Annotated in this window: 12 protein-coding genes; 5 read left to right on the plus strand and 7 right to left on the minus strand. The window is 73.3% G+C overall.

Features of this window, described 5'->3' with window-relative positions:
* Positions 1-535 precede the first annotated feature (535 nt).
* Positions 536-1600 (plus strand): C40 family peptidase, encoded by a 1065-nt coding sequence (locus ACZ4W9_RS01520; RefSeq protein WP_467932433.1) that lies wholly within the window; start codon positions 536-538, stop codon positions 1598-1600.
* 30 nt (positions 1601-1630) lie between these two features.
* On the opposite strand, the gene ACZ4W9_RS01525 is transcribed toward ACZ4W9_RS01520, so the two are convergent.
* The gene (locus ACZ4W9_RS01525) at positions 1631-2374 is read right to left on the minus strand and encodes a LuxR C-terminal-related transcriptional regulator (RefSeq protein WP_467932434.1); all 744 of its coding nucleotides are present in this window, start codon (positions 2372-2374) and stop codon (positions 1631-1633) included.
* Positions 2371-3660, minus strand: coding sequence for a PspC domain-containing protein (locus ACZ4W9_RS01530; RefSeq protein ID WP_467932435.1), 1290 nt, complete (start codon positions 3658-3660; stop codon positions 2371-2373). The genes ACZ4W9_RS01525 and ACZ4W9_RS01530 overlap by 4 nt, the downstream gene beginning before the upstream one ends.
* A gap of 221 nt (positions 3661-3881) precedes the next feature.
* On the opposite strand from ACZ4W9_RS01530, the gene ACZ4W9_RS01535 reads away from it, so the two are divergent.
* The gene (locus tag ACZ4W9_RS01535) at positions 3882-5378 is read left to right on the plus strand and encodes a PspC domain-containing protein (RefSeq protein ID WP_467932436.1); all 1497 of its coding nucleotides are present in this window, start codon (positions 3882-3884) and stop codon (positions 5376-5378) included.
* A complete protein-coding gene (locus ACZ4W9_RS01540) occupies positions 5365-5580 on the plus strand; it encodes a hypothetical protein (RefSeq protein WP_467932438.1) in 216 nt (71 codons plus the stop codon). Before ACZ4W9_RS01535 ends, ACZ4W9_RS01540 begins: the two co-directional genes overlap by 14 nt.
* On the opposite strand, the gene ACZ4W9_RS01545 is transcribed toward ACZ4W9_RS01540, so the two are convergent.
* The 3 genes from ACZ4W9_RS01545 to ACZ4W9_RS01555 form a co-directional block, all read right to left on the minus strand.
* Entirely contained in the window at positions 5571-6095 is a 525-nt protein-coding gene (locus ACZ4W9_RS01545; protein ID WP_467932439.1) for a DoxX family membrane protein, read from the minus strand. The two genes, ACZ4W9_RS01540 and ACZ4W9_RS01545, sit on opposite strands and share 10 nt — an antisense overlap.
* A gap of 123 nt (positions 6096-6218) precedes the next feature.
* The gene (locus tag ACZ4W9_RS01550; RefSeq protein WP_467932440.1) at positions 6219-7499 is read right to left on the minus strand and encodes a hypothetical protein; all 1281 of its coding nucleotides are present in this window, start codon (positions 7497-7499) and stop codon (positions 6219-6221) included.
* Positions 7500-7758: 259 nt separating this feature from the next.
* On the minus strand, positions 7759-8553 hold the full coding sequence (locus tag ACZ4W9_RS01555; RefSeq protein WP_467932441.1) for a class II aldolase/adducin family protein: 795 nt from the start codon (positions 8551-8553) through the stop codon (positions 7759-7761).
* Positions 8554-8692: 139 nt separating this feature from the next.
* Between ACZ4W9_RS01555 and ACZ4W9_RS01560 the strand changes: the two genes are divergently transcribed.
* Positions 8693-9160 (plus strand): pyridoxamine 5'-phosphate oxidase family protein, encoded by a 468-nt coding sequence (locus ACZ4W9_RS01560; RefSeq protein ID WP_467932442.1) that lies wholly within the window; start codon positions 8693-8695, stop codon positions 9158-9160.
* A gap of 3 nt (positions 9161-9163) precedes the next feature.
* Here the strand turns inward: ACZ4W9_RS01560 and guaA are convergent, their stop codons facing one another.
* Positions 9164-10744: a glutamine-hydrolyzing GMP synthase gene (gene guaA / locus ACZ4W9_RS01565; RefSeq protein ID WP_467932444.1), complete on the minus strand. Its 1581-nt coding sequence runs from the start codon at positions 10742-10744 to the stop codon at positions 9164-9166.
* Between the two features lie 290 nt (positions 10745-11034).
* Here guaA and ACZ4W9_RS01570 point away from each other — a divergent pair, with 290 nt between their 5' ends.
* The gene (locus ACZ4W9_RS01570) at positions 11035-11292 is read left to right on the plus strand and encodes a chorismate mutase (RefSeq protein WP_467932446.1); all 258 of its coding nucleotides are present in this window, start codon (positions 11035-11037) and stop codon (positions 11290-11292) included.
* Between the two features lie 548 nt (positions 11293-11840).
* Here the strand turns inward: ACZ4W9_RS01570 and ACZ4W9_RS01575 are convergent.
* A complete protein-coding gene (locus tag ACZ4W9_RS01575) occupies positions 11841-13646 on the minus strand; it encodes a GMC oxidoreductase (RefSeq protein WP_467932447.1) in 1806 nt (601 codons plus the stop codon).
* Between the last annotated feature and the right edge of the window lie 67 nt (positions 13647-13713).

Here is a 13713-nt window from a genome sequence, read left to right on the forward strand (position 1 = left end):
CACCGAAGCCCCCTTGCGTCCGTAATCGAACCGGCAGCAAAGCTACACGCGCGTCTCGGCAACCGACTTGACGGCTTGGGGGCGTGAGGCGTCTAGCCAGCCCCCACCCGTCACCCCGCCACCGGCCCCTGCCGACAGCCGGCGCCCACCCTCGGAGCCGCCTTCGCCAAGCCCCGGCCGGATGATGCGCAAAGGCGTCCCGTAGCACCCCACCGCCCCGCCAGCCACCGCTTCCCCGTTTCGATCACCGCGCTCCGTGAAAACGACGACTCCGGAACGACCACATGATCACCTCTGGCCACACCACGATCAGCGAGGGCCAGTTCCGCACACCGTGTCACCATCCGGTCACCATCCGTTCTAAGGTCCTCCCCCGGGTGACCGGCTCCCCATTGCCGCCCGGACCAGGGGCGGCAACCGGCCACCACCGCCTAGAAGGACCCGGCGGCGGCCACTCCCCCTGCACGGGCCGCCCCGGGGCGCGCGTACGACCGAGCGGTCGTACGAGTCGTACGGAAGGACGTGACGGTTCCAGGTGGCAGCCCACCGCAAGCCCCCGCAACGCCCCCTCACCGGCCATACGGTCCGGACGGTCGCCACGCTCGCCCTGGCGGGCGCGGCCACCGCGACCTGCTTCGACGGGACGGGCCACGCCGAGCCCCGGCTCACGCCGGCCCAGGTGAAGGCCCGGGTGGACACGCTGTACCGGGAGGCCGAGGCCGCGACCGAGAAGTACAACGGGGCAAAGGAGGAGGCGGACGCGGCACAGCGGCGGCTGAGCGCGCTGCAGGACCAGACCGCCCGCAGGCAGGTGAGGCTCGACGCGGCCCGGAACGCCCTGGGCTCGATCGCGGCCGCGCAGTACCGGGACGGCGCCATCGCCCCGGCCTGGCAACTGGCCCTCTCCAGCGACCCCGACCGGTATCTGGACGGTGCCGCGCTCGCGGAGCGGGCCGGCGACCGGCAGGCCGCGGCGGTGTCGCGGGTGCGCCGGCAGCTGCACGAGATCGAGCGGTTGCGCGGTGCCGCACGCGTCGAGGTGAGGTCGCTGCGGTCCCGGCAGGCCGAGCTGCGCCGGCAGAAGAGGACCGTCACCGGCAAGCTGGACGAGGCCCGGCGGCTGCTCGCGCGGCTCACGGCCCGGCAGCGCGCCGAGGCCACCACCGCCGACGCCCCGGCCGGACACGTCTCCCGGTCGGCCGCGGATCTACGGGAGCCGCTGGAGCGGGCCGGATCCGTCCCGGCACCCGGCGGGCGCGCCGCGGTAGCCGTCGCCTACGCGTACGGCAAGCTCGGCAGTCCCTATGTGTGGGGCGCCACCGGGCCGAACGCCTTCGACTGCTCGGGCCTGGTCCAGGCCGCCTACCGTGCCGCCGGTCTCACCCTGCCGCGCACCTCCTACGCCCAGATCAACGCGGGCCGCCAGGTCTCCCGCTCCGAACTGCGGCCGGGAGACCTGGTGTTCTTCTATCCCGGCATCAGTCACGTCGGCATCTACGTGGGCGGCGGCCGGATGATCCACGCCCCCAACCCGTCGGCTCCGGTCCGGCTGGCGCCGATCGACCAGATGCCGTTCGCGGGGGCGACCCGGGTGGCGTGAGGGGCGGGCCCGGACGGGCCCGTGGGGACGTCAGACCAGCCGGCGCGCGGTCGCCCAGCGGGTCAGCTCGTGCCGGTTGGACAGCTGGAGCTTGCGCAGCACCGCCGAGACGTGGGACTCGACCGTCTTCACGGAGATGAAGAGCTGCTTGGCGATCTCCTTGTAGGCGTAGCCACGGGCGATCAGGCGCAGCACCTCGCGTTCCCGCTGGGTGAGGCGGTCCAGGTCCTCGTCCACGGGCGGGGCGTCGGTCGAGGCGAAGGCGTCCAGGACGAACCCGGCCAGCCGCGGGGAGAAGACGGCGTCGCCCTCCTGGACGCGGAAGATGGAGTCGATCAGGTCGGCGCCGGTGATGGTCTTGGTGACATAGCCGCGGGCGCCGCCGCGGATCACCCCGATGACGTCCTCCGCGGCGTCCGACACGGACAGCGCGAGGAAGCGGACGGGCCGCTCGGCGTCGGCCGACAGCGCCGCGCACCGGCGCAGCACCTCGACCCCGCCGCCGCCCGGCAGGTGCACGTCGAGGAGGACCACCTCGGGCCGGGTGCCGGTGATGACCGCGACGGCCTGGTCGACGTCCGCGGCCTCGCCGACCACCTCGACGCCGGTCTCGGCGGTCTGGCCGATCTCGGCCTGGACGCCGGTGCGGAACATCCGGTGGTCGTCCACGAGGACCACCCGTACGTGCCGCCCGTCCGCGCCGGCACCGGGCCGGCCGGACCCGGCCGCCTCCGCCGTCCCCGCCGTGCCGTTCGCCTCGGTCGCGTCGCTCATGACGTCTTCTCCGCCCTCTCCATCTCCAGCTCGACCTCGGTGCCGCCGTCGGGCACCGCCCGCAGCCGGGCCGTGCCGCCGTTGCGTTCCATGCGGCCGATGATCGATTCTCTGACACCCATGCGGTCGGCGGGTATCGCGTCGAGCTCGAAGCCGGGGCCGCGGTCCCGTACGGAGACGAAGACCGACTTTCCCTCGACTTCGGCGTAGACCTGTACGGCACCGCCCTCGCCACCGTACTTGGCGGCGTTCACCATAGCCTCGCGCGCGGCTTGCATCTGTGCCGCCGTCCTCTCGTCCAGGGGGCAGTCGCCGACGAGGACGACCTCGATGGGCACGCCGTGCTTGTCCTCCACCTCGGCGGCGTTGCGCCGCACCGCCTCGGCGACCGTACCGGGGTCGTCGGCCTCGTCCTTGCCGGTGCCCTCGGGTTTGTACAGCCAGGTGCGCAGGTCGCGTTCCTGGGCGCGGGCGAGGCGGCGCACTTCGCCCGCGTTCTCGGCGTTGCGCTGGATCAGGGTGAGGGTGTGCAGCACGGAGTCGTGGACGTGGGCGGCTACCTCGGCGCGTTCCTGGGCGCGGATGCGCATCAGGCGTTCCTCGGAGAGGTCCTGGGTCATGCGGACCAGGTAGGGACCGGCGAGCAGGGTGATGCCGACGAGGACGACGAGCGCGGCCTGCAGCACCGCGCCCAGGTGGGCGGCGGAGCCCTGGAGGACGAAGACCGCCGTGACACCGGCCGTGACGAGCAGGACGCCGCCGACCGTGCGCAGCAGGGTGAGGGTGCGGCGCCGCCGGCCGGCCTCGACCCAGCGGGCCCGGCGGGCGTTGTCCGCCTGGCGCCAGACGAGGGCGACGCCGGCCGCGACGAGCACGGCGGGCACCAGATAGGCCTTGGTCGCGCTGCCCAGGTTGACGCTGCCCACGAAGACCATGGACACGATGACCATGAGGAGCAGGGCGGCGATCTGCCCGCGGTCCGGTTTGCGCGGCACCAGTCTGCGCCTGCCGTCCGGGGAGGTCTCCGCGCCCACCGGAGCGGGCTTCTGGTCGCCGACGCCGCCGACGCCGAGCGGGACGAAGAACCAGAACGCGGCGTAGAGCAGCGCTCCGAGCCCGTCGGCCGTGAGCAGGCCGGCGAAGACGAGCCGCACCCAGACGACGGGCAGCCCGAGATGCCCGGCGAGCCCTCGCGCCACTCCGCCGAGCCAGCGTCCGTCGCTGCTGCGGTAGAGCTTGCGCGGGGGCCGCGGGTCGTCGAGTGGCAGGCTTGCGGCTTCCGGCATGCCAACGATGGTCACACGGGCGGCGGGGCGGAGCATCAGGGTCGGCCCCGGAGACGCCCCTGATCTTCCGTCAGGGCCGGTCCGGGTGGGCCGCTCGGACGCCGGATCCGGGCGGGCGGTGCGGTTCGAACGCTTCCCCGCCCGGTGTCAGGGCCGATTTCAGGGTTGGCCCAGGGTCGTCCCGACTGCCGCCCGGGCCGCCGGCCGGTCACCATGGACGCATGACGGATCACGAGCACGCCGCGACGGGTCCGGGACCCGGCCCCGGCCCGCGCCCGGCCCCGGGCACCGGGCCGACGGATGCCGCGCCCGCCGCGACGGGAGAGAACGCGGCGGCCGGTGCCGGCTCCCACGCCCATGCCGGCGTCGGCCCCCGTTCGCGGAGTGGCGGCCCCTCCCCCGCGAGGGATGCGGAGGGGCGGGAGAGCCACCGGCTCCCCGAGCGGTTCCGGCGGGACCGCGGACACAGGATGATCGCGGGCGTGTGCGCGGGACTCGGCCGGCAGACCGACATGGACCCGGTGATCTTCCGGATCACGCTGGCCGTGTTGTCCGCGACGGGCGGCCTGGGCCTCATCTTCTACGGCTTCGCCTGGCTGCTGGTGCCGTACGAGGACGAGGAGGAGAACGAGGTCCGCAAGCTGTTCACGGGCCGGGTCGACGGCCATGCGCTGGCCGCGGTGCTGTTCGCCCTGGTCGGCTGCGGAATCTTCCTGACGATGCTGAGGAACGGCGGGGTGCTGGCGTTCGCCGCGGTGCTCTCGCTGCTGCTCGCCGGCGCGGGGTACTGGTCGCGGCGCCGAGACGCCCCCGACCACGATCCCCTGGCGGCGCAGGCCGCCGCCGACGCGCCGCCGGAGGCCCAGGCGCCGCCGGTCGTCACCGCCTACCCCTCGTGGTGGCGGGACCCGATCGTCAAGGACGGCACCCATGTCGGTGGCACCGGCTATCTGTGGGGGCCCGGCGACGCCGGGGAACGGGATCTGACGTCGGTCCTGGACGTCGGCATCACCACCCCCTGGACGCACCCCGGGGCGATACCCGCACTCGAGGCAAAGCCCCCGAGACCGCGCGGCCCGCGCTGGATCGGCGACTGGGTGGTCCTGCTCGCCCTGCTGGCGAGTGGCCTGGGCACCTGGCGCGGCTGGCACACCCAACCGCTGGGCACCAACCTCCAGACCGGCCTGGCCTGCGCGCTGGCGGTGTTCGGCCTGGGCATAGCGCTCAGCGCGTTCCTGGGCCGGACCGGCGCCGGGACGGTGTTCCTGGCCGTGATCACGGCGGCCCTGCTCGCCGGGGCGGCGGCCCTGCCCCGGGACATCACCGCCGACTGGAAGGAGGCGTCCTGGAGGCCGGCCGCTGTGGCGCAGGTGCGGTCCGGTTACGACCTCGGCACGGGGCGGGCCACGCTGGATCTGAGCCGGGTCCGCCCGGCCACGGGGCGGGCGGTCGCCACGGACGCCCGGGTGGGCGCGGGGCGGCTGAAGGTGATCGTGCCGGCGGACGTGACCGTGCGGATGGACATCGATGTGGGGCTGGGCGACATCCGGTTGCCGGGGGACGGGCGGAAGGACGTGGACATGCGGCCCGGCAGGCATCGGGATGTGACGCTGGCACCGGCCAAGGCCGCGGCCAAGGGTTCGGGGACGCCGGGCACGCTGGATCTCACGCTCGGCGTCGGAGTGGGACAGGTGGAGGTCGGCCGTGCTGCGTCATGAGTTCCAGCCCGGGAGGCTGGTCGCCGGGCTCTGCCTCACCGGCATCGCCGCGGCCTACGCGGGGGACGCGGCCGGTCTGTGGGAGACCCCGTGGTTCCTGATGGTTCCGCTCGTCGTGGGTGCCCTGTGCCTGGCCGGCGCCACGGCCGTGCTGGCCCGGGGGGTCCGCAGACGGCGCGGCGCCGCGGAGGGTCAGCGGTAGCCGCCGGGCCACCGCCGGGCGCGCCAGGCCGCGTCCACGGAGAAGTAGGGGGCTCCGGCGAGGACCAGGGGGAGCCAGGCCATCAGGTAGGCGAGGTCGTTCCCGTAGTAGTAGGGGGTGGTGGCCCAGCTCATCGTCAGCCAGAGGCTGAGCGAGATCAGCGCGCCGCCGAGCGCGGCGAGGCGGCCGAGGAGACCGAGGAGGGTGGCGATGCCGACGGCCAGTTCACCGAGGGCGATGGCGTAGCCGAAGCCGACCGGGCTCTTCAGGGCCAGGTCGATCAGGGCCGGGATGGCCGCGGAGTCGCGGGCCGCGCGCATGGTGTCGCCGATCGATCCGGCGCCGGAGGAGTGCATGAAGGCGCTGTCGGTGAGCTTGTCCAGGCCGGCGTAGAGGAAGGTGACGCCCAGGAAGAGGCGCAGTGGCAGCAGGGCGTAGTGGGTGAGGGTGTCCCGGAGGCTGCGGGGCTCGTTCAGCCGGGGAATGCGCGTTTCCGTCCGCATGCCTTGAGTCATCGCTACAAGCCGCCTTTCACCCGCAGTGCCCCCTGATGTGACGATACGTATGACGAAGGGAGCCCGTTCAATCCTGTCCCAGATGATTTTCCGGATTTCGGCCCCCCGCGGCGAACCCGCCTCTCACTCCGCCACCTGGAGCGGGTACCGGTTCGTCGTCACGCCGGCCGCCGTCACCACCTGGACGTCGACCGGTCCGGGCTCCACGTCGGCGGGTACGGGCACGGTCAGGGTGGTGTCCGTGGGGTTGCGGAAGCCACCGGTGACGGGGATCAGCGGGACGTGGACGTCGACCGTGCCGATGCGGACGACCGTCCGGGAGAGCCGGTCGGGGCTCTGGGCTCCGGGCGGGACGAAGCCGCTGCCGCGGATCTCGATGTCGTCGCCGGTGCGGACCGGGCCGTCGAGGTCGCCGGGCTCCCGGGCGCGGACGACCGAGAGGATCACCGGCCGGCCGCCCTCGGCGTACTTGCCGGCCAGATAGGTCGCCGCCGAGATCAGCACGACCACGGCCAGGCCCCAGGGCAGGTCGGGCAGTCGGTCGGGGCGGCGGGCCAGCCGTACGGCGGCGAACAGCAGGGCGACGGCGCCGACGGCGACGTACTGGATGTCGGTGAAGGCGCCCCGGCCGGAGTCGTCGGTGAGCAGGTCGGCGGCGCGCGGGCGGTGGGCCGGTACCTTCTGCAGCCGCTGGGCGTGGACGCGCACGACCACCACCCGGCGGACCAGGACGGCGATGCCGCACACGACGGCGAGGACGGACACCATGCCCGCGCCGTGCGCCAGGCCGAGGCCGGCGATCAGCGCGTCGCGCTCGGCGGGGTCGGAGGCGGCGGCCAGGCGGAGTGCCAGCAGCAGGACGGCGTAGCCGAGGAACAGCACCCAGCAGGCGGCAACGACACGGGAGGTGGAGATGCGGTTGTCCTCGCCGATCACCGGGGCGAGCGCTCCGCCGCGCGTCCGGTGGAGGAAGCAGGCGGCGGTCAGGGCGCCGGCGACGGCGAGCGCGGCGAGCAGGGCCGCGGTGCGGGCGCCGGTCCAGCCCGCGCCGATCGCGGTGAGTGCCTCGGCGAGCAGCAGCGCGATGACCGTGCCCCACACCGCGCACACCGTGCGCAGCCACAGCCGGGCGAGCCGGGCCGCGCCCTCGGCGCGGTCCCGTTCGGCGACGGCCTCGGCCCGTTGGGTCAGTTCCTCGGACACCCACTGGCGGGACGCCGAGGCCGAGTGCGCCACGGCCGCCGGCAGTCCCCGTCCGGCGGCGAACTCGTCGCGTCGGCGCAGGAACGCGGCGACGGCGCGCCGATGTCCCTCCCGGGCGCCGTGCGGACAGTCCCCGCAGGCGCAGCCGCCCTCGTGGTCCTCCCCGGCCCCCGTGTCCCCCCTTGCCTGCCGCACCGTCACGTCCGACGCCCGCCTTCCCCACGACCCGCCGGCCCCGCCGACGCCCTCCGCGGCGCGCGTGACGGTCCGGCAACTCCCCTGCGACGACAGCGAATTGTGCCGCACTCCGGGCCCCTCGGGGTGGCCGGTCCGGGTCAGGGCGGGTGAACCCGTCAGGCGCCGTGTTGACCCGGTCGCGCGTCCCCGTAGCGGGGAGGCGGTCACCGCCTCGTGCCGCCGCCCCGGTCGCGGGGGCCGGACGCGCACCCGGGCCGGTGCCTCAGTCGAGCAGGTCCGGTTCGGCGCGGCTGATGTCCTGCCACAGGGGCTGGTAGTTGATCCAGGCCACCAGGTCGCCGCCGAGCTGTTCGCGGGTGGCGACGGCCGCCTTGTGGTCGATGAGCACCGGCCGGCCCGCCGCCTTGGCCGTCAGCTGCACCTGGCAGGACCGGTCCAGGGACAGGAACCACCAGGCGGCGGCGTCCACCGAGTCGCCGACGGTGAGCAGCCCGTGGTTGCGCAGCACCAGCGCCTTGCGGGAACCCAGCGTGGCGGCGATCCGGCGGCCCTCCCCGGCGTCGACGGTGACGCCGGTGTAGGCGTCGTAGAGGGCGATGTCCTCGTAGAAGGCGCAGCTCTCCTGGGTGATGGGGTCGATCAGGTCGCCGAGGGCGGCGAGGGCGCGGCCGTACACGGAGTGGCAGTGGGCGACGGCGACGACGTCGGGGCGGGCGGCGTGCACCTGGGCGTGCACGGTGAACGCGGCCTGGTTGACGTGGTAGCGGCCCTCGACGACCTGCCCGTCCCGGTTGGCGAGCACCAGGTCGCTGACGGTGACGTGCTTGAAGGGCATGCCGAACGGGTTGACCCAGAAGCAGTCGGTGTACTCCGGGTCCCGGGCCGTGATGTGCCCGGACACCCCGTCCTCGAAGCCGGCCCGTCCGAAGATCCGCAGGGCGCCCGCGAGCCGCTCCTTGCGGTGCCGGCGTTCGTCCTCCACCGACTCGTGCATCGGCGGCATGGCGAACCGCAACCGGTCGGTGGGCAGCGGCAGGGGCGGGGTTGATCCGTGCATGGAACCTCCAGCAGGGAATGGCCGTACGGGCCGGAACGTACCCCCGGTCGGCCCACATGGGCAGCGCCGGCCGGTAAAGATGATGTGCGCGGTGCATACCCGACAGGAGATGTCCGGATTGGGCGGCAGGCTGGTGCGTATGAACTGGACAGCTTTCCGCACCGCCGCGCCCGGGCTGGCGGCCGTCGCCGAGGAGCGCTTCGGCGCCTACCGGCACCACGTCCTGGCGACCCTGCGCCGGGACGGCTCGCCCCGCACCTCCGGTCTGGAGGTGCGGTTCGTGGACGGGGAACTGTGGCTCGGGATGATGCCGCGCTCCCTCAAGGCCCTGGACCTGCTGCGCGACCCGCGCTTCACCCTCCAGGCCAATCCCGGCGGCGGTACGGACCTGGGCGGCGGCGACGTCCGGATCAGCGGGCGGGCGTACGAGGTCGGGGAGGGCCCGGCCAAGGCCGCGTACGTGAAAGAGGTGGAACCGCCGCAGCCGTTCCACCTCTTCCGCACCGAGCTGACGGAGGTCGTCCGCACCTACGTCGAGGACGACGCGTATCTGGTCGTCCAGGTCTGGAAGCCCGGTGAGCCCCCGCGCACGCTCAGGCGCGCCTAGGGCCTACTCCCACTCGATCGTCCCCGGGGGCTTGCTCGTCACGTCGAGCACGACCCGGTTGACGTCGCGGACCTCGTTGGTGATCCGGGTCGAGATGCGGGCCAGGACGTCGTAGGGCAGCCGGGACCAGTCGGCGGTCATGGCGTCCTCGGAGGAGACCGGGCGCAGCACGATCGGGTGGCCGTAGGTGCGGCCGTCGCCCTGGACGCCCACGCTGCGGACGTCCGCGAGCAGGACCACCGGGCACTGCCAGATGTCGCGGTCCAGGCCGGCCGCGCTCAGCTCCTCGCGGGCGATGGCGTCGGCCTCGCGCAGCAGGTCCAGCCGCTCCTTCGTCACCTCCCCGACGATCCGGATGCCGAGGCCGGGGCCGGGGAAGGGCTGGCGCTGGACGATCTCGTCCGGCAGGCCCAGCTCCTTGCCGACCATGCGGACCTCGTCCTTGAACAGCTTGCGCAGCGGCTCGATCAGCTTGAACTCGAGGTCCTCGGGCAGGCCGCCGACGTTGTGGTGCGACTTGATGTTCGCGGCGCCGGTGCCGCCGCCGGACTCCACCACGTCCGGGTACAGGGTGCCCTGGACCAGGAACTCCACGGCCGGGCCCTCGTCGGCGATGATCTCGGCCTGCGCCTGCTCGAAGACGCGGATGAACTCCCGGCCGATGATCTTCCGCTTCTCCTCGGGGTCGGTGACCCCGGCGAGCGCCTTCAGGAAGCGCTCCTCGGCGTCGACGACCTTCAGCTGCACGCCGGTGGCCGCGACGAAGTCCTTCTCGACCTGCTCGGTCTCGCCCTTGCGCATCAGGCCGTGGTCGACGTAGACGCAGGTCAGCTGGGAGCCGATGGCCTTCTGCACGAGGGCGGCGGCGACGGCGGAGTCCACCCCGCCGGACAGGCCGCAGATCGCGCGCTTGTCGCCGACCAGCTCGCGGATGGCCTGGACCTGCTCCTCGATGACGTTGCCGGTGGTCCAGTCCGGCTTCAGCCCGGCACCGCGGTAGAGGAAGTGCTCCAGCACCTGCTGGCCGTGCGTGGAGTGCATGACCTCGGGGTGGTACTGGACGCCGTAGAGCTTCTTGTCGTCGTTCTCGAACGCGGCGACCGGGACGACGGCCGTGGACGCGGTGACCGTGAAGCCCTCCGGGGCGGCGGAGCAGGCGTCACCGTGGGACATCCACACGTGCTGCTCCTCCGGGGTGCCCTCGAAGAGGGTGGAGGAGGCCCTGGAGACGTGCAGGTCGGTACGGCCGTACTCGCGGGCGCCGGTGTTGTCGACGGTGCCGCCGAGGGCCTGCGCCATCAGCTGGAAGCCGTAGCACATGCCGAAGACGGGGACGCCGGACTCGAAGAGTTCGCGGTCGAGGCGGGGGGCTCCCTCCTCGTACACCGACGAGGGACCGCCGGAGAGGATGATCGCCGCGGGCTTCTTGGCGAGCATGTCGCGGACCGGCATGGTGCTCGGCACGATCTCGCTGTAGACCCGCGCCTCGCGGACGCGACGGGCGATGAGCTGGGCGTACTGCGCGCCGAAGTCGACGACCAGGACGGTGTCGGGGGTGGCGGCAGACTGGGTCGCTGATGACACGGGGTGCCTTCTGGTGGTCGGGCGGGGGTCTGTGCTTCCGATTCTAACGGGGTGGCCGCCGGACCTCCGAACCCCGAAGACGGGCCGCCGTGGCATACTGACCGCATGCGCAAGCACCCGACCTTCGTCTTTACCTATGGCATCCGGCCCGCCGGCTGCCATGGTCGTGCTGCTTGAGCCAACCGCCAAGCGACTTCCCAGGCGCCCCGGGCCGACAAGGCCCGGGGCGCCTGTCGTTCACCGGGTTCCGTCGTCCCAGGGCTCGCGTCACCCCGATCGAGGAGCCCCGCATGACCACCACCACACCGGAAGCGACCATCGCCGACGCCCGCGAGCGCATCGACGCGCTCGACGACCGGATCATCGGCCTGATCCAGGAGCGGATGGCCGTCTCCGCCGTCGTCCAGCAGACCCGCATCGCCTCCGGCGGGCGGCGCGTGCACCTGTCCCGCGAGATGGAGATCCTCGGCCGCTACCGGGACGCCCTCGGCAGGCCCGGCACCGGCCTCGCCATGACCCTCCTGGAGCTGTGCCGGGGTCGCATCTGAGTTCGGTCCCGCTCTCACCCGTACGGTGCCGTGACCGGCCCGCGCGCCCCTTCGTTGAGGGTGTGTCCGTGCCAGCCAGGGGCGGGCGTCAGCACCACGCGTGGCTCGCCGGAGCGATGAGGCGTACGGGTCGTGCCGTACGCCGTGGGACCTCGCTCCGGGGAAGTGGCCGGACGGCAGGGGACAGCAGCCCGGTCACGCGAGAGAACGGCCGGCTCCGGGGACGCCCGGGGCCGGCCGGCGGAAAACCCCGGACAGCGCAGGGCGCGGCGCCGGTCCCGGGCATCGGCGCCGACCGTGCGAAGGGCCCCGCGGCCCCTCCGTCCCGCGGGGCCCTTCGTCGCGCCCGGACCCGCCGCCCCCCCTGCCGCCCGGCGACCGGCCCCGACTCCGGCCCCACCCCCTCCGAAATGTGACCCAGATCACTTTTCAAATCGGGCGCTTCAGAGCAACCCTTCCAGCTTTCCGCTGATCAAACCTGCCGGATCAAGAAACGGTGGGCGGGACCTGCTTTCGGAGGGGGATGCAGGTCCCGTCCGCCGTTTCGGTCACTTCTTCGGCGGCACCGCCGGCATCCCCAGGAACGGCAGCCGCAGCGCGCCGAACGCGTCCGCCGGCACCACCGGCGCCTTGGGTTCCACCGCCGCCAGCCGCTCGTACGCCGCTCCCTGCGCCGGCCGCGGGTCCTTCTCACCCTTGTTCGGCCAGAACGACATCGCCCGCTCGGCCTGGGCGGTGATCGTCAGCGAGGGGTTCACGCCCAGGTTCGCCGAGACCGCGGAGCCGTCCACGACCGAGATGCCGGGGTGGCCGTAGAGCCGGTGGTAGGGGTCGATCACGCCCGTCTGCGGGGAGTCGCCGATGGGGCAGCCGCCGAGGAAGTGCGCGGTGAGCGGGGTGCCCATCAGCTCGCCCACGTTGCTGCCGGCGAAGCCGTTGATCTCGGCGGCGAGCGCGGAGGCCGCCTCGGTCGCGGCCCTGATCTGCTTCGGGTTGGGCGCGCCGTGCCCCTGCCGGGCGGTGAGCAGCCCCCGGCCGGGCCCGGCCGGCTTCAGGTAGGTGGTCAGCGAGTTGTCCAGGGACTGCATGACCAGGCCGATGATGGTCCGCTCCGACCAGCGCCGGTTGGACAGCGAGCGGGCGACCTGGACCGGGTGCCGGGCCGCGTTCGCCAGCCAGGCGAGCACGCGCGAGGAGCCCTCCGTGTAGGGCACCTGGAGGATGGACAGGCCACCCATCGCGTTGGAGCCCTTGCCGTAGCGGACCGGCTCGATGTGGGTGTTCTCGTCGGGGTGGATGGAGGAGGTGATGGCGACGCCCCGGGTGAAGTCGGCCCGCGGCGTGCCGGTCGCCCGGCGGTAGCGGCGGTCGTCGGTCTGCGCGCCGACCAGCGCCTCGGAGTTGGTGCGGGTCAGGTCGCCGAGCCGGGGGGACAGATACGGCAGCTGGCGGCCCGCCTTCATGCGGTGCAGCAGGGTCTGGGTGCCGTAGGTGCCGGCCGCGAGGACGACCCGGCGGGCGGTGAGGATCCGGCCCTCGGCCTTCCGTTTCCGGTCCGTCGGCAGGGTCGCCACCGCGTAGCCGCCGCGCGAGTCGTCGGTGACGGACACCACCGTGGTCATGGGGTGGACGACCGCGCCCGCCTTCTCGGCGAGGTGGAGGTAGTTCTCGTTGAGGGTGTTCTTCGCGCCGTGCCGGCAGCCGGTCATGCACTCGCCGCACTCGGTGCAGGCCCGCCGGTCGGGTCCGGCCCCGCCGAAGTAGGGGTCGGCGACCCGCCCGCCGGGCGCGGCCGTCGTCCGTCCGTCGGCGTCCTCGCCGTCCCCGAAGAACACGCCCACCGGGGCCATGTGGAAGGTGTCGCCGACGCCCATCCGCCGGGCCGCCGCCTTCAGATGGACGTCGGAGGGGGTCATGGTGGGGTTGAGCCGCGCCCCGAGCATGCGCCGGGCCTGGTCGTAGTACGGCGTCAACTCCTCCTGCCAGTCGGTGATGTGCCGCCACTGGGGGTCGTCGAAGAATGCCTTCGGCGGTACGTAGAGGGTGTTGGCGTAGTTGAGCGAGCCGCCGCCGACGCCCGCGCCGGCCAGCACCATGACGTTGCCCAGCAGGTGGATGCGCTGGATGCCGTACATGCCGAGCCGGGGCGCCCAGAGGTAGTTCTTCAGGTCCCAGGAGTTCTTCGGGAGGGTGGCGCGGGTGAAGCGGCGGCCCGCTTCCAGGACGCCGACCCGGTAGCCCTTCTCGGTGAGCCGGAGGGCCGACACCGAGCCGCCGAACCCCGAACCGACGACGATCACGTCGTAGTCGTACCCGTCCTCGTCCCGGGTCTGGACGGACTGCTCCTTCGACACGTGCTCTCCTCGGTGAGAACGGGTGCTTGCGAACGGGTGCTTGCGAACGGCTGCTTGCCGGGAGACT

The sequence above is a fragment of the Streptomyces sp. NPDC029296 genome (assembly GCF_055569255.1).